16 protein-coding genes are annotated in these 15,695 nt (G+C 64.4%); 1 reads left to right on the top strand and 15 read right to left on the bottom strand.

What is annotated here, in order from left to right; all coding sequences use genetic code 11:
• Positions 1-68: 68 nt before the first annotated feature.
• The 15 genes from MKZ40_RS05765 to MKZ40_RS05695 all read right to left on the bottom strand — a co-directional run bounded on the left by MKZ40_RS05765 (position 69) and on the right by MKZ40_RS05695 (position 14,804).
• Positions 69-2,633, bottom strand: a complete 2,565-nt coding sequence (locus tag MKZ40_RS05765) for an ATP-dependent helicase (RefSeq protein WP_175088191.1) — start codon at positions 2,631-2,633, stop codon at positions 69-71.
• Between the two features lie 116 nt (positions 2,634-2,749).
• A complete protein-coding gene (locus MKZ40_RS05760) occupies positions 2,750-3,439 on the bottom strand; it encodes a DUF1285 domain-containing protein (protein WP_175088192.1) in 690 nt (229 codons plus the stop codon).
• A gap of 42 nt (positions 3,440-3,481) precedes the next feature.
• Positions 3,482-4,315 (bottom strand): TatD family hydrolase, encoded by an 834-nt coding sequence (locus MKZ40_RS05755; RefSeq protein ID WP_175088193.1) that lies wholly within the window; start codon positions 4,313-4,315, stop codon positions 3,482-3,484.
• Between the two features lie 110 nt (positions 4,316-4,425).
• Entirely contained in the window at positions 4,426-4,776 is a 351-nt protein-coding gene (locus tag MKZ40_RS05750) for a PilZ domain-containing protein (RefSeq protein WP_175088194.1), read from the bottom strand.
• 311 nt (positions 4,777-5,087) lie between these two features.
• Positions 5,088-6,113, bottom strand: coding sequence for a DNA polymerase III subunit delta' (locus MKZ40_RS05745; RefSeq protein WP_175088195.1), 1,026 nt, complete (start codon positions 6,111-6,113; stop codon positions 5,088-5,090).
• Positions 6,110-6,859, bottom strand: coding sequence for a dTMP kinase (tmk, locus tag MKZ40_RS05740; RefSeq protein ID WP_175088196.1), 750 nt, complete (start codon positions 6,857-6,859; stop codon positions 6,110-6,112). Before tmk ends, MKZ40_RS05745 begins: the two co-directional genes overlap by 4 nt.
• 100 nt (positions 6,860-6,959) lie before the next feature.
• Complete coding sequence (gene mltG / locus MKZ40_RS05735) at positions 6,960-7,961, bottom strand: endolytic transglycosylase MltG (RefSeq protein ID WP_175088197.1); 1,002 nt, start codon at positions 7,959-7,961, stop codon at positions 6,960-6,962.
• Positions 7,962-8,033: 72 nt separating this feature from the next.
• Positions 8,034-8,924 carry an aminodeoxychorismate lyase gene (gene pabC, locus MKZ40_RS05730; RefSeq protein WP_175088198.1) on the bottom strand — a complete coding sequence of 297 codons (891 nt, stop codon included), beginning with the start codon at positions 8,922-8,924 and terminating at the stop codon, positions 8,034-8,036.
• Positions 8,925-9,044: 120 nt separating this feature from the next.
• Positions 9,045-10,289: a beta-ketoacyl-ACP synthase II gene (gene fabF / locus MKZ40_RS05725; RefSeq protein WP_175088199.1), complete on the bottom strand. Its 1,245-nt coding sequence runs from the start codon at positions 10,287-10,289 to the stop codon at positions 9,045-9,047.
• A gap of 339 nt (positions 10,290-10,628) precedes the next feature.
• Entirely contained in the window at positions 10,629-10,862 is a 234-nt protein-coding gene (acpP, locus tag MKZ40_RS05720) for an acyl carrier protein (protein WP_024950601.1), read from the bottom strand.
• A gap of 100 nt (positions 10,863-10,962) precedes the next feature.
• Positions 10,963-11,706, bottom strand: a complete 744-nt coding sequence (gene fabG, locus MKZ40_RS05715; protein WP_175088200.1) for a 3-oxoacyl-ACP reductase FabG — start codon at positions 11,704-11,706, stop codon at positions 10,963-10,965.
• Positions 11,707-11,766: 60 nt separating this feature from the next.
• Positions 11,767-12,729 carry an ACP S-malonyltransferase gene (fabD, locus tag MKZ40_RS05710; RefSeq protein WP_175088201.1) on the bottom strand — a complete coding sequence of 321 codons (963 nt, stop codon included), beginning with the start codon at positions 12,727-12,729 and terminating at the stop codon, positions 11,767-11,769.
• Between the two features lie 288 nt (positions 12,730-13,017).
• Entirely contained in the window at positions 13,018-14,040 is a 1,023-nt protein-coding gene (gene plsX, locus MKZ40_RS05705; protein ID WP_175088202.1) for a phosphate acyltransferase PlsX, read from the bottom strand.
• 29 nt (positions 14,041-14,069) lie between these two features.
• Positions 14,070-14,240: a 50S ribosomal protein L32 gene (gene rpmF, locus MKZ40_RS05700; RefSeq protein ID WP_065392644.1), complete on the bottom strand. Its 171-nt coding sequence runs from the start codon at positions 14,238-14,240 to the stop codon at positions 14,070-14,072.
• Positions 14,241-14,273: 33 nt separating this feature from the next.
• On the bottom strand, positions 14,274-14,804 hold the full coding sequence (locus tag MKZ40_RS05695) for a YceD family protein (protein ID WP_107335333.1): 531 nt from the start codon (positions 14,802-14,804) through the stop codon (positions 14,274-14,276).
• Positions 14,805-15,062: 258 nt separating this feature from the next.
• On the opposite strand from MKZ40_RS05695, the gene MKZ40_RS05690 reads away from it, so the two are divergent.
• Positions 15,063-15,659 carry a Maf family protein gene (locus MKZ40_RS05690; protein WP_175088203.1) on the top strand — a complete coding sequence of 199 codons (597 nt, stop codon included), beginning with the start codon at positions 15,063-15,065 and terminating at the stop codon, positions 15,657-15,659.
• Positions 15,660-15,695: the final 36 nt, after the last annotated feature.

Raw genomic sequence — 15,695 nt, 5'->3', positions numbered from 1 at the left:
GCAAGGCTTGGCAATCGCGCGGCCTTGTCGCCCGAGTCTCAAGTCCATTGTCACAAGGGACACAAGGGTCACAAGGCTGTCAGCGGGGCACGCGTGGCGATCAGGCGGCGCTTGTTGCCATCGTCGAAGCGCACCTCGATCAGTGGATTGGCCTCATTGCCGGAGACCTCTTCGATCACCCCCTCACCGAAGCTCTCGTGACGCAAGCGCTGACCGACTTCCCAATCACCGACGCGTCGCAGCACCGCCGGCTCGCCGCGTGGAGAGCGATTACTCTGACGAGCCCCGCGAGCATGGGTGCCGCCCGAGCTGGACTGGCCTTGCGCAGTCGACTTGCTGGCCGACCTGCCCGGGGACCTGGCGACCTTCTTCGGCAGCGCTTCCAGCGTCGGCGGCGTGATGCCGTGACGTGCCAGAGGCAGCCGCGCCAGATAGGCCTCGCCAAGCGCCGGCGCCGCCACACGCAGGCGCTCGTCGCTTCCGGTCGCTGACTCGCGGGCGGCCTCATCACCACCCTCGGCCTGCTGACGGGCGAGCCTGGCGCGCTTGCCGGCACCGTGAATCCAGTCGCCGAGGCGGGTGCAGTCCTCCACACACAGCTCCGCCAGGAAGCGGCTTGGCGTATGCGTGCCACCGTCGCGCCACAGGTGCAGCTGCTCGCGGGCACGCGTCACGCCGACGTAGCACAGCCGACGCTCCTCCTCGAGGCGCTCCGGCGACAGCGGGTTGTCGCGCGAGTAGGCCGGGAAGTCTTCCTCGTTCATGCCCCACAGCCCCACCAGCGGCCACTCCAGCCCCTTGGCCCCGTGCACCGTGGTGATCAGCACGCCGTCGGCGGCGTCCTCGACCGGGTTGCGCAAAAGATTGATGAAGGCATCGGGGTCATTGGCAAGCTCCCCTGCCTGCTCGATCAGCACATCCAGCAGGCGCACATCCTCCTCGCCCTTGTCACGCCGGGCCGCGGCGCGGCGCAGCACCTTGTCGGCCTCCAGCTCATCGACCACATGACGCAGCAGCCGCGCGGGCGCCCAGTCACCCAGCGAAGGCAGATCACACAACAGCTTCCAGCGCTTGTGCAGGTTGCGGCGTTGCAGCGGCTTGAGCCCCTCGAGAATAGGGTCTTCCTTGCGTGGCCAGCGCTGGCTGTCGGCCAGTTGCTGGCACAGGCGCTCGAGGCGCTCGCGCGCGACGAAGGCGGTGGGCTGGGTGAACAGCAGCAGCAGGTGCGCCGGGTCGCGCAGACGCGTGGCATCACGTGCCAGCTCCAGATAACCCGCCAGCGCCCGCACCAGCGGCAGACGGAACACGAAGCGATCCCCCTGCCCCAGCCGGAAGGGAATGCCGGCCTTGAGCAGCTGCAACTGCACCGGCACCGACAGCGCCCAACTGCGCACCAGCACGGCGGCCTCGGCGCCACTGCGCCCTGACTCTCGCCAGGCCGTGAGCGCCGCGACCAAACTGGCTGCGCCCTGACCTTCGAACAAGCGCGTCGCCGGCGTACCGGGCGCAGCCAGGCACAGCTGGTCCGGGCGGCGCGCATTGGCGGCGATGGCGTGATTGGCCGCCAGCGCCAGACGATGACCGTGACGGAAGGTGTAGCTGAGCGGGAAATCCAGCGGCGCGGCAAAGCTCTCGGCAAAGCGCGTCAGCATGTAGTCAGGCCGCGCGCCACGCCACTCGTAGATGCACTGGTTGGCATCCCCCACGGCCATGACTTCTGCCATGGCGCCGGAGGCTGCGGGCGACGCTTCGCCGGGCGAGGAAGCTTCGTCGGGCGACGCCTCGCCGGACGACGACTTGCTGGACGGTACACCCGCCAGCAGCGCCAGCATGCGCTGCTGCGCCTCATTGATGTCCTGATACTCATCGATGATCACGTGCTGCAGGTGCCCCTGGATGCGCGCGCGGGTCTCGGGCTCCCTCTCCAGCTGACGCAGCGGACGGTAGAGCAGGTCGGCATAGGTCATCTGGCCGTACTGCTCGAGCAGCTGTTCAAGCTGGGTAAAGGACTCGACAAAGTGGCCGGTGTGCTCGCCGAGGTTCATGCGCTCGTACAGCAGCGTCGGCTCGCACATCTCGGCCTTGACCAGATCACAGAACTGGGCGAGCGCTTCGAGGCGCTCGCCTTCCAGCGCTGCCTCACGATCGGCGCGATCGGCATCGCCCAGCGCACGCTGGGCGGCCTGCTTGAGCAGACGCTCCAGCGCCCAGTCCTGCTGGATGAGCTCGCGCGGCTCGAGGCTGCCCCAGCGTACCAGAGTGGTGGTCAGGCGATGGCCGATAGAGTGGAAGGTGCGGATATCGGGCAGCCGTGTGCCCGGCGGGGCCGACTGCGCCAGCTTGGCGACGAAGTCCTCGCGCGCCGAGCGGTTGAACATCAGCACCAGAATCCGCTGCGCCGGAATGTCTGCCGCCAGCAGGCTCAGCACCCGCGCCACCAGCGTCGTGGTCTTGCCGGAGCCCGCCACCGCCGCCACCCGCGCATGCCTCCCACGATGCGCCACCACGGCGCGCTGCTGATCCGTCAGCCGTTGCGTCAGCTGATCGACGGCCAGCGCCAGTGGCGATGCTGCAACGTCTGGCCCGGAGGTTGCGGTGCTGTCGGGCTCGATGGGAGGAAGTGGTGACGACATGAAGACCTGCAATGGCTGACGGCGAGAGAAAAGGGACGAAGCAGAACGTGAGGGGCATACGGAAGAGAGAGCAGAAGGCGGCAGGCTCAAACAAGTTCAGACAAGCTCAGACAGGTTCAGGCCTCGACCTCATCGGCCGCCAGCTGTCCCAGAATCTGGAAGCGCCCGCCGCTCATGAAGCCGAGTGTCAGGCTGCCGTCTTCCTGCTCGTGCGTCTCGGCGCTCTCGAGCAGCCGATAGTAGAGATTGCGGTGCAGGCGCGCGGCAAGGCCGAAGCGCACCGGCACTTCCGGCAACCACAGGCCGTCCGGCGTCTCGCTCAACGTCAGGCAGGCCTCCCCTTCCAGTCGTACGACATCGCCCTGATCGGTGACCAGTTGCCAGACGTCCGGCTGAGGCTCTGTCTGTCCAAGCTCAGTCTGTCCAAGCCCAGTCTGTCCAAGCCCAGTCTGTCCAAGCCCAGTCTGTCCAAGCCCAGTCTGTCCAAGCTCAGTCTGCACAGAATCACTCTCGGCCCGGGAGCAGTCCACCGCCAGGAAGGGGCGGTCCTCGACCTGGATGGTGACCTTCTCCGCCGGCGTGACCAGGCAGTAGCTGCCATCGGGCTCGCGGCGCAGGACACGTGACAGCATGTGCACCAGTCGCGCACGGCCGATGGGCGTGCCCTCGTGCATCCAGCGCCCATCGGCGCAGATGACGAGGTCCATCTCGCCACAATGCGCCGGGTGCCATTGATCCACCGGCGGCAATGCCTTGCCGCTGGTGGCCTTGTCGCCCAGCTGGGTGAGGATGGCGGCTGGATTCATGACATTCCCTCCCTGGTGGTCAGATCATGCGGGATACCACGCTCAATCGATGAGCATACCGCTGCTGGCCAGCGCTTCGCGAACGTTGTCCGGCGCTTCCGGCGCAGCGGCACGGAACAGGCGATAGAAGTTGGCGGTGGTCTGCATCGCCAGCTCATCGACGGTGATGCCGCGCTCGGCGGCGATGCATTCGGCGACCTCGACCACATTGCCCGGCACATTGGAGGTACCACGGTACGGTACCGGTGCCAGATAGGGGCTGTCGGTCTCGATCAGCAGGCGGTCCAGCGGGATGGCGCGCGCCAGCTCGCGGACGTGTTCGGCGTTGCGGAAGGTGACGATACCGGAGATGGAGACCATGAAACCGTGGCCCACCGCGATGCGCGCCATGTCGAGATCTTCGGTGAAGCAGTGCAGCACGCCACCGACAGCGGGGTCCGTGTGCTGCTTGATCAGCGCCAGGGTGTCTTCCCGCGCCTCACGGGTGTGGATGATCACCGGCAGCTCGAGCTCACGCGCGGCGATCAGATGGCGCGTGAAGCGCTCGTACTGCAGTTCGCGGCTGACGCTCTCGTAGTGATAGTCGAGGCCGGTCTCGCCGATGGCCACCGCGCCGAAGCGCTCGGCGCACTTCTTGATGTCCTCGACCGTGGGTTCCGGGTCGACCTGATGCAGCGGATGCACACCGGCGGAAATCACCACATCTTCATGCTGCTGGGCGATGGCCGAGATCTCGGGCACATCGTCAAGCGTGACGGCAATGGCGAGAAACTGGTGCACGTGACGGGCGCGCGCGGCGTCCAGCACGGCATCGAGGCTGCCGCCATGCTCTTCCAGTTTCAGACGATCAAGGTGGCAATGCGAATCGACAAACATCCGGAAACTCTCACTACTGATGGCCACGCGGAGCGCGGCGAAAAACGTGCTCGACCGGCGGGCGCCCATGGCACTGCCGGTCGAGATGATGAAACGACGCTGCACTCGCGCTACAGCGTATAGGTCGCGTGCCCCTTGCCGAGCATGCCGGCCAGGTGGTTCTCGATATGATCGCGCACCTGGCGGTCCTCTTCACTGAAGTGGATGCCGATCCCGGCAGTGCGCCGGCCACTGACGCCCTGCGGGGAGATCCATACCACGCGCCCGGTGACCGGAATGCGCTCGGATTCCTCAGGCAGGGTCAGCAGCAGATAGACCTCCTGGCCCATGGTGTAGCGCTCGGTGGTCGGCACGAAGATGCCGCCGCGCACGAGGGTCGACATGTAGGCGGCCAGCAGGGTCTTCTGATCACGAATGGTCAGCGAGAGCGCCTTCTGGCCTTGCTGTGGAGCGGTATTCATCCTTCACCTCCGGCCGGTTTCCCGGCACATGCAGTCCCGTGACGAGCGTCAACGCCCACATGAGGGCTCACGCTGCGAATCAATGCGTATTCTTCGGCCATTGCCTGCTGTCATCTGACGCAAGGCGAGCAAGCGGCCTGTCGGCTTCAGTCTAGCCTGCCCGCCTTGCCTCACGCAGCCTCGTGGTTTTCCACGCGGGCCTTTGCTCAGCCCCTTCCTCAGCTCTTCGCTCCGACCCTCACTCGGGCCTTCACGCCAGAAGCTCAGACCTTCATTCGGGCCTTTACGCCAGAATAAAGCCAGCTGCGCATTCAGGAGCGCAGCAAGGCGGCCCAACGCACCAGCCAGGCCTCCAGCACCAGCTGAGGGTTGGGGTTGCCGCCCGCGGCCAGCAGGCGGCGCTGCTCGCGCGCGAAATCCAGCAGCTTGAACCAGTCCTGGGTGCGCCCATTCTTGACCGCCTGTCTCAGCAGCGGCTCGAGACTGGGGTCACGCAGGTCGCCGGCATTGCCGGACAGGCCCATGCGAATCAGGTCTTCCAGCCAGGCAATACCGTACCACAGCACCTGCGCCAGCGGTTGGCGCTCCAGGCGCCACGCCTCGGCCACCGGCTCGCCGCCGCGCACCAGCGCATCGAACAGCTCGCGCAAGGCCTGACGCAGCTGACGCTGCTCCGCCTCGCCAAGACGCACCGCCAGCTGCGGCAGACCGCCTGCCATGCGCAGCAGGGCCTGAGCATCCTCGCCCAGCTGCTGCGTGAGCCATGGCAGGCTCTCTTCGGCCGGCGGTATCACCAGCGGCCATTGCTGACAGCGCGAGCGGATGGTCGGCAGCACCCGCGACGGCATGTCACTGAGCAGAATGAACAGCGTATTGGCGCCGGGTTCCTCGAGGCTCTTGAGCAAGGCGTTGGCCGAGGCGATGTTCATCGACTCCGCCGGTTGCAGACGAATGACGCGGTAGCCGCCCTGCTGGGCCGTCTGGGAGACGAAGCGGTTGACCTCACGGATCGGGTCGATGCGGATCATCTTGCCGACATCCTGCGGCGCGACCGCCATCAGATCAGGGTGATGCCCGGCCGCCAGCATATGGCAGCCATGACATTCACCGCAGGCCGCTGCGCCGGGCTTGCCCTGGGCGGTACGACACAGCACCCGAGCGATCATCGCATCGGCCAGCTCATGCTTGCCAAGCCCCGACGGCCCACTGAGCATCACCGCATGCGGCAGGCGACCGTTGTCATGCACCGCGGTGAAGTGTTGCCACAGCGAGTGCTGCCACGGCAGCGGCGAGAAGCTCGAAAGCGTGACACCATTGCTGACGTCTGAAGCACTCATGGCTGCACATCCTTGGGAGTGTCCGCCTGCCAGGCCGCCACGCGAGCCGCCAGCACCGCCGCGATATCGGCCTGCACGGCTTCAAGCGACTGACCGGCATCGATGGTGGCAAAGCGCTCGGGGTCGGCGTCACGACGCATGTGATAGCCGACACGCACCGCCTCGAAGAACTGCTCAGCTTCCTGCTCGATGCGGTCGGCGCCTTCGCCGGTCTCGGCGCGGCGAGCGGCCAGACGGCCACGTGCCGCCTCGACCGGCATGTCCAGCAGCAGGGTCAGGTCCGGCTGCAAGCCTTTCTGCACCAGGGATTCCAACGTCGAGATATCCGCCAGCGGCAGGTTGCGGCCACCGCCCTGGTAGGCAAAGGTCGCGTCGGTGAAACGATCACACACCACCCAGGCTCCGCGCGCCAACGCCGGGCGAATGGTCGCGGCCAGATGCTGGGCACGCGCGGCGAACATCAACAGCAGTTCGGCATCATCACTCAGCGACTCGGCCGGTACCGGGTCCAGCAGCAACTGGCGAATGGCTTCCGCTCGCTCGCTGCCACCCGGCTCACGCGTGCGCACGACCTCGAGGCCATGCGCCTCTAGCTCGGCGACCACGAAGGCGACATTGGTGCTCTTGCCGACGCCTTCACCGCCTTCCAAGGTGATGAAGCGACCTGCAGGCGAAGCCTGGGTGGCCGCCGCGCTGGCGGCGCGGCGAGAAGACGTCGTGCTTGATGCGCTCGGACGTGAAGACATGATGTTTCCTGATTCAGACAGCAGATGACTCGCGACGACAGCCCCGTGCAGCGCATGGCAGACCTGTTCGCCACACGGGTTTCAGCTCATTCGCCACGCATTACCGATTGAGAATATAACGGCGCACGGCATTGTTGTGCTCGCGCAGCGTGCGCGAGAAATGATGCTTGCCCTCACCCTTGGCGACGAAGTAGTAGGTATCGCCCTCCTTGGGATGCACCGCCGCTTCCAGCGCGGCGCGCCCGGGCATCGCGATCGGCGTCGGCGGCAGGCCGGTGATCACGTAGGTATTCCAGGGCGTCGGCTTGCGCAGGTCGGCGCGCGACAGCGAGCCGTCATAGTCCTTGCCCAGGCCATAGATGACGGTCGGGTCGGTCTGCAGGCGCATGCCGCGCTCCATGCGACGCTTGAAGACGCCGGCGATCTCGTCGCGCTCTTCCGGCGCGCCGGTCTCGCGCTCGATCAGTGACGCCATGATCAGCGCCTCGTAGGCGCTGGTGATCGGCAGGTCGTCGTCTCGCCCGGCCCAGACTTCCTCCAGCGTCCTGTTCATGCGGGCATAGGCCTGCTTGTAGAGCGAGAGGTCGCTGACGCCCTTGTGATAGCGGTAGGTGTCCGGGAAGAAGCGCCCTTCCGGCTTCTCGCCCTCTGCACCGACAGCCGCCATCAGCTCTTCATCACTCATGTCGCGAGTCGTGTGCTCAAGCTTGGGCGAGGCATCCATGGCAGTGCGCATCTGGGCGAAGGTCCAGCCCTCCGGCACGGTCAAGGTATAGCTGACCACATCGTCACTGGACAGCAGCGCCACCAGCTCACGACCGTTCAAGCCCGGCGTGAGACGGAATTCACCGGCGCGCAGACCATTGACGGCCTCAGGCTCGAGGCGCGACCATACCTTGTACGGCCAGCTCGCTTCGATGATGCCCTGTGACTCGAGCTCGCCCACGACCCTGGTCAGACTGGCGCCCTTGGGCACCTCGAACAGCTGTTCCTTCTCGATCGCCAACGGTGACAGCAACTGCGCCTGCCAATAACGAAAGCCCACCACACCCGCAGCCACGGCCAGCACTACCAGCATCAGGAGGATCTTGAACACTCGCATAATCAGGTTTCCAGTCTTCATGGCGAAGGCGACGACCGCACAGGCATGCCTGCTGACACTCGTCGTCTTCCGTCAGTTCGCGGGCTCGCCCAGCAAGCGCGCGACAGTGTGATTCAACTCGTCCAGCGCCGGATGCGCCGCATCCTTCCACTCAGCCAGAATCGCGCCATCGGGCTTGAGCAAGGTGCGCAGCGGCCAGACGCCCTGCACGGAATTCATGACGACGACCTGCTCGGCCCATGCGAGTGACTCAAGCCCCTCACGGACTCGCACGAAAGTCATCTCGGCCTCAAGCGCCGCCAGCAGCGTGCCCTCGACACCGGCACGATCAAGACACGGCGTGAACCAGCGCCCGTCATGATACCAGGCCAGATTCATGCTGGTGGCTTCAACCAGCTCGCCCTGCGCATTGAGCAACAGGCCTTCGCTGATGGCCGTGTCACTCCACTCGCGGCGCGCCAGCACGTTCTCGAGCCGGTTGAGGTGCTTGAGCCCGGCCAGTGCCGGTTGCTCGGCCACACGCAGCTCGCAGACCCGCGCCGTGATACCACGCCGCGCCTGCTGATTGACCGCAAAAGGCGTCGCGCGTGCCCGCAAGCGTGCCTCCGGTGACTCAGGTGCTCTGTAGCCCCGCCCACCGGAGCCGCCGGTGACAATCAGCTTGAGCACTTCCAGCCCCTCGCCCTGACAGACCGCCAGACAGCTCGCCAGCTCAGCTGACGAAGGCGCCGCAATTCCCAGACGCTGACAACCGCGCGTCAGGCGCGCCTCATGCCAGGACCACAACTGCGGTTGGCCATCACGCACCAGAATCGTCTCGAACACGCCCTCGCCATAGGCGAGGCCGCGGTCATCACTGGGCAGATCGGCAGCTAGCGCCGCAAGGGAGTGCTTGTCGTCAGCGCTTTTTTCATCAGAGGCCCGGTCATCTGAGCTCTCGTTGCCAGAGGCATCAGTCGTCATCGATACAGCCCTCCAGAGAACGGTTGCGGACACGACACGCAAGGCAGAGGTGACGCCCCACAGACAAACGCGCCCCCGGATGGGAGCGCGTCTGAGGAGAGAGAACACGAAAGCGTGTGATCAGTCCTTGAGCTTGCCGAACACCAGCGAGCCGTTGGTGCCACCGAAACCGAACGAGTTGGACAGGGTGTACTCGATCTTCATGTCACGTGCGACGTTCGGCACGTAATCGAGATTGCAGCCCTCGGCCGGGTTGTCCAGGTTGATGGTCGGCGGCGCGATCTGGTCACGCATCGCCAGCACGCAGAACACGGCCTCGACCGCACCGGCAGCACCCAGCAGGTGACCGATCATCGACTTGGTGGAGCTGACCGCCACATCACGTGCCGCATCACCCAGTACCGATTCGACGGCGAGACTTTCTGCCTTGTCGCCGGCATTGGTGGAGGTGCCATGGGCATTGATGTAGTCGATCTGGCTCGGCTCGAGCTTGGCGTCACGGATGGCGTTGCGCATCGACGCGGCCGCACCACGGCCGTCTTCGGGCGGCGCCGTCATGTGGTGAGCGTCATCGGACATGCCGAACCCGAGCACCTCGGCGTAGATGGTCGCACCACGTGCCTTGGCATGCTCGTACTCTTCCAGCACGACGACACCGGCGCCGTCGGACAGCACGAAGCCATCGCGGTCGCGGTCCCACGGACGGCTGGCCGCCTGCGGATCATCGTTGCGGGTCGACAGCGCACGCGCCGCGGAGAAGCCACCCAGGCCCAGCGGCGTGGTCGCCATCTCGGCACCACCGGCCACCATCACGTCGGCATCACCATAGGCGATGGTGCGTGCGCTGTAACCGATGTTGTGCGTCCCGGTGGTACAGGCGGTGGTGATCGCGATGTTCGGACCACGATAACCGAACTGGATCGCCAGATTGCCGGAGATCATGTTGATGATGGAGCCCGGCACGAAGAACGGCGAGATGCGACGCGCACCGCCCTTCTCCAGCGCCTTGTGGTTGTGCTCGATCATCGGCAGGCCGCCGATACCGGAACCGATGGCGACACCGATACGCTCGGCGTTGTCTTCGGTGCATTCAATGCCGGAGTCGGTGATGGCCTGGTGGGCCGCCGCGATACCGTATTGGATGAAGAGGTCCATCTTGCGGGCCTCTTTCGGGTTCAGGTACTGACTCACATCGAAGTCCTTGATGGAGCCACCGAAACGGGTATTGAAACCGCTGACATCGAAATGCTCGATGGCCGCGATGCCACTCTTGCCCGCCTTGATGTTGCTCCAGCTTTCCTCGACGGTATTCCCGACCGGGGTCACCAGGCCAAGACCTGTTACCACTACCCTTCTGCGAGGCATCGTGTCTCCTCCAAAACTATCGAATTGGCACGCCAGGGCCATGGACGCCCGGACGGTAATTGAGCGCATTATACAGAAACCTGGCCATGCGTGGGCAGTCGGTTTTCAAGCGCTTTTCTGGCCACTTTCACGAAGGAATTCCGACACTTGCCACAAGGGGGCATTTGTCACGAAGCCCACCGCCTACCACCATGCAATTCACGCTCTTTCGGCGCGGTATTGCGCAGCATACCCCTGAATGACAAGAGCCGCACTGAGGAACAGTGCGGCTCTTGAACGTACAGACAATTGCATCACGACCATGAGCAACAGGTTGCTCCGTGATCGCTTCAACACACCTTACTGGTGGTTGACGATGTAATCGATAGCTTCCTGCACGGTGGTGATCTTCTCTGCTTCTTCGTCAGGAATTTCAGTATCGAATTCCTCTTCCAGAGCCATCACCAGCTCGACGGTGTCCAGGGAATCGGCGCCCAGGTCTTCAGTGAAAGAGGAAGAGTTCTGGATTTCTTCTTCTTTGGCGTTCAGGCGCTCAGCCACAACCTTCTTGACGCGTTCTTCAATGGTGCTCATTTAACAATCACTCCTAGTGGTACGGAATCCGCAGCTCGAAAAAGCTGGGCGTAGTTTATAGGCCACCCCAAAAGGACGCAACCACGTCCCTGAGTGGGGTTCAGCGCATGTTCATGCCACCGTTCACCTGCAACGTCTCACCGGTAATGTAGCCTGCTGCATCACTGGTCAGGAAGCCGACTGCCGCAGCAATCTCTTCCGGCTGGCCAAGGCGCGCCAGCGGGATGTTGCCGAGCAACGCTTCGTGCTGCGCCTCCGGCAATGCTTCAGTCATGTCAGTGGCAATGAAGCCCGGCGCCACTGAGTTGACGGTAATATTGCGTGACGCGACTTCGCGCGCCAGCGAGCGGGCAAAGCCTTCCATGCCTGCCTTGGCGGCAGCATAGTTGACCTGACCGAGATTGCCCATGGTCGCGACCACGGACGAGATGTTGACGATGCGGCCGAAGCGCGCCTTGGTCATGCCGCGCAGGCAGCTCTTGCTGACACGGAAGACCGACTTGAGATTGGTGTCGAGCACCGCGTCCCAATCGTCTTCCTTCAAACGCATCAACAGGTTGTCACGCGTGATGCCGGCATTGTTGACCAGAATGGTCGGGGCGCCGAAGCGCTCGCCGATTTCCTTGATCACGGCGTCGACGCTGTCCTGATCGGTGACGTTGAGCAGCATGCCCGCGCCTTCGATACCGTGCGCCTCGAGGTCAGCGCCAATGGCCGCTGCTCCTTTCTCGCTGGTGGCGGTACCGATCACGATACGGCCCTGACGGCCGAGTTCACGGGAGATGGCTTGGCCGATGCCACGACTGGCACCGGTCACCAGTGCGATTCTGCGTTCGCTCGTCATCTTGAGTCCTGAGTTGGCTGATCCAAGTCACATGGCCGGCCTGATGGGCCAGCCACGAGCTTACTGATTCTGTTCGGCAGCGGTCTCGCGGGCAAGTTCCAGCGCCGCTTCCAGGCTATCCGGATCATTCACGGCCAGGCCACGTGCCTGACGCTGAATGCGCTTGCCAAGGCCGGTCAACACCTTGCCCGGGCCGCATTCGATGAAGCTGCGCGCGCCACTGTCGAACATGGCATTGACGCAGTCAGTCCAGCGCACCGGCTGATAGAGCTGCTCGATCAGACGCTGACGCAGTGTCTCGACATCGTCATGCGCCTTGGCATCGACGTTCTGGATGACGGTATAGCGCGGCGCACGGAAATCGATGGCATTCATCGCCTCTGCCAGCTTGTCGGCCGCCGGACGCATCAGATCACAATGCGATGGCACTGACACCGGCAGCGGCATGGCGCGCTTGGCCCCCGCTTCCTGACATGCCGCGATGGCACGCTCGACGGCAGCAGTACCACCGGCGATGACGACCTGTCCCGGCGCATTGTAGTTGACTGCCGCGACCACTTCACCCTGCGCTGCGCTGGCACAGGCGGCTTCGACCTGGGCATTCTCGAGACCGAGAATAGCCGCCATCGCGCCCTGGCCCTGCGGCACGGCAGTCTGCATGGCTTCGCCGCGCAGATTGACCAGCTTGACGCCCTCGGCGAAGCCGATCACGCCAGCGCAGACCATGGCGCTGTATTCACCCAGGGAGTGACCTGCCATGCGCGCCGGGCGCGGGCCTTCCAGCTCCTGCCAGACACGCCAGATGGCGACACTGGCGGTCAGAAGCGCCGGCTGGGTCAGCTCGGTACGATTGAGCTCCTCCGCCGGGCCTTCCTGTGTCAGGTGCCAGAGATCGCGCTCCAGCGCGTCAGAGGCTTCCTCGAAGGTGGTGCGGACCACGCTATAGCGCTCCGCCAGCTCCCGCAGCATGCCGACCTGCTGGGAGCCCTGTCCCGGGAAGATGAGGGCCAGGGAATCTGTCATTGCTGTCACCATTTCCATCTGTTCAGGTGGGACTGACACGGGTCAAGAAACCCGATTTCCACTGGCTCGCAAGCGAGACGATCACTGCCGTGTCTCACGCTTCTGCCAGGGGAAAGCCTGCTTCCTGTCATTTACATCATGCTGCTGTCCTGCGGAGGGCTTCCTGTGCGGGCTGCCTGCCCCTGATTCCCGTCCGCCTTCACCGCCCGGCCGCGAAGCGCTGGCATTGTCGCACCGTGTGCGCCGAAGCTCGACCCCAACAGGAACAAATCAGACCAATTTACTCATTCAGCGTGAGTATGTGCCTTCCAGGGCCTGCGCCAGGCGGGAGGGCAACTGCTCGCGAGCCTCGCTGGCCGCGCGCGTGACGGCAAAGGCAAAGCCTTCCGCCGCCGCGCCGCCGTGGCTTTTCACCACCACGTTCGCCAGGCCCAGCAGGCTGGCGCCGTTGTAGCGCACCGGATCAAGCTCACGCGAGAGTCGTGTCAGCGCCGGACGCGCCAGCCAAGCCATCAGGCGCGTGCGCCAGCTGGCCGCCAGGGTCGCCCCCAGCTGTGCCGACAGCATCTGCGCAAGTCCTTCACTGCTCTTGAGCACGACATTGCCGACGAAGCCGTCACAGACCACCACATCCACCTCGCCGGAGAAGAGGTCGCCGCCCTCGACAAAGCCAAGGTAGTCGAAATCCGACTCACTGCCAGCCAGCAGGGCGTGCGCTTCCTGCACCTGCGCAGTCCCCTTGACCGACTCGACTCCCACGTTGAGCAGCCCCACTCGTGGACACTCGACCGCGTCGATGAGGCGACTGCGCATCGCTCCCATGCGGGCGAACGTCAGCAGGTGGTGCGGTGCGACATCGACATTGGCGCCGAGATCCAGCAGGCTGCAGGCGCGCGGGCCACGCGTGGGCACCGCGGCACAGATGGCAGGTCGCTCCACCCCTTTCACTCTTCCCACTTCACGCATGCCCAGCGCCATCAGGGCGCCGGTATTGCCGGCACTGACACAGGCATCCGCCTGGCCCTTCGCCACCAGGCCCAGGGCCTGAGACATGCTGCTGGGCTCGCGGCTGCGCAAGACGCGGGACGGGCGAGCATCAGACGCGACAATACCGTCGACAGCGAGTGTCTGAAGGCGATCACGAACACGGGAGAGTGAAGCAGGGAGGGAGTCTAACTCGGCATCCAGTAGATGCTGCGGGCCGACCAGGATGGCGCTGAGTTGCGAGTCTCGCAACAGCGCACTGGCCGTGCCCCGTAACGTAGCGCGGGGACCGAAGTCCCCGCCCATCGTATCGATGGCGATACGCACGGCGTTACGCCGCGCGCTGCATCAATGCCTTATGCATCAACGACTTTGCGGCCACGGTAGAAACCGTCGGCAGAGACGTGGTGACGCAGGTGAACTGTACCGGTTTCCTTGTCCTGGGACAGGGTCGGTGCAGTCAGGGCATCGTGGCTACGACGCATGCCACGCTTGGAACGAGTTTTGCGGTTCTGCTGAACTGCCATGGGGATTACTCCAATCTTGTCGACAAATTGAGTTCAGTGCTTGTCCTTCAGGGTGCGAAGCACACTGAATGGATTCACAGCGGGTGCGTCCGAGGCCTCGGGTTCCACACCGCTGGCCAGCTGGTCGCGAGAGACGGCACAATCGGCCTCCTCGTGGTAGACCACCTGCGGCAGGACCAGGAGCACTTCATCCTCGATCACTGTCAGGAGATCCAGCTGTTCGTTTTCCACCACTACCGGCTCGTACTCACCGGGCAGCTGCGCCGCCAGCGCATCGCTGGTCACCAGACCCAACAGAAACTCGCTGGAAAGCGGCTCCGGCTCGGTGGGTCCCAGACAACGTTGGCATAGCAGACTTGCCTCGAAGGCGATGGAGCCTTCGATGAAGCTGCGACGTTGAGTGTCGATATCAAAGGTCATGGAGACGCTGACATCCCCTTCCTGAGCACCGATGGCCTCAACAACACGGGGCATGTTCGCCAGTGGAATCACGCCTTCAAGGCGTTTACCCGCTGACGCCAGCCGGTAGGGCTCGACCTTGGTCGGCAGTCTTGTGGTCAACATAGGCGCGCCATAATAGGGATTCCCCCTCCCGGTGTCAAAATGCATGAGCAACTTGTTGCTTTTGCCAGCCCCCTCACCATCACGCTTTCACGTCGATATGCGGCAACTGACACTGGGCTACACGTCCAGCGCGCGATTGTACGCGCCTGACGCTTCAATGCCGAGAGGATTTACGGCATCCTGCCACCCTTGTTTTTCAAATACTTGCCGCGCGCCGCCCAGCCAATGCTCGCAACGCGCCCCGACGGGAGAGCCATGATGACTCCACTGGTCCTGGCGTCCAGCTCACGCTGGCGTCATGAACTGCTTGAACGCCTCGGGCTGCCCTTCACCTGGACAGCCCCCAGCATCGATGAGACGCCGCGCCACGGAGAAAGTGCCGAGACACTGGTCCATCGCCTGGCACTCGGCAAGGCCGACGCCGTGGCGGATGCCTACTCCCATCACCTGATCATCGGCAGTGACCAGGTCGCCGTCTTCGAAGGCGAGATACTGGGCAAGCCGGCGGACCTGTCAGCCGCACGCGCCCAGCTGGCGCGCTTTTCCGGACGTCGCGTGCGCTTCGTGACCGGCCTCGCCCTGATCGACACGCACTCCGCGCGTCACTGGGTCTGTCATGACGACTACGAAGTCGTCTTCCGCTCCCTGACCAGCGCCGAGATCGAGCGCTACGTCGAGCGCGAACGTCCCCTCGACAGCGCCGGCAGCTTCCGCATGGAAGGCCTGGGCATCACGCTCTTCGAGCGTCTCGAGGGGCGTGACCCCAACAGCCTGATCGGACTGCCGCTGATTCGCCTGTGCGAACTGCTGCGTGAAGCCGGCGTCAACCCTCTGCTGGATGCGCCGCGCCCCTGAGAGACACCGCAGCCCCGACCGACGAGGGCTGCGGCC

The organism is Cobetia sp. BMC6 (genome assembly GCF_029991385.1).
In the GTDB taxonomy this organism is placed as follows: Bacteria; Pseudomonadota; Gammaproteobacteria; order Pseudomonadales; family Halomonadaceae; genus Cobetia.
This window is presented reverse-complemented; position numbering and strand designations above follow the sequence as displayed.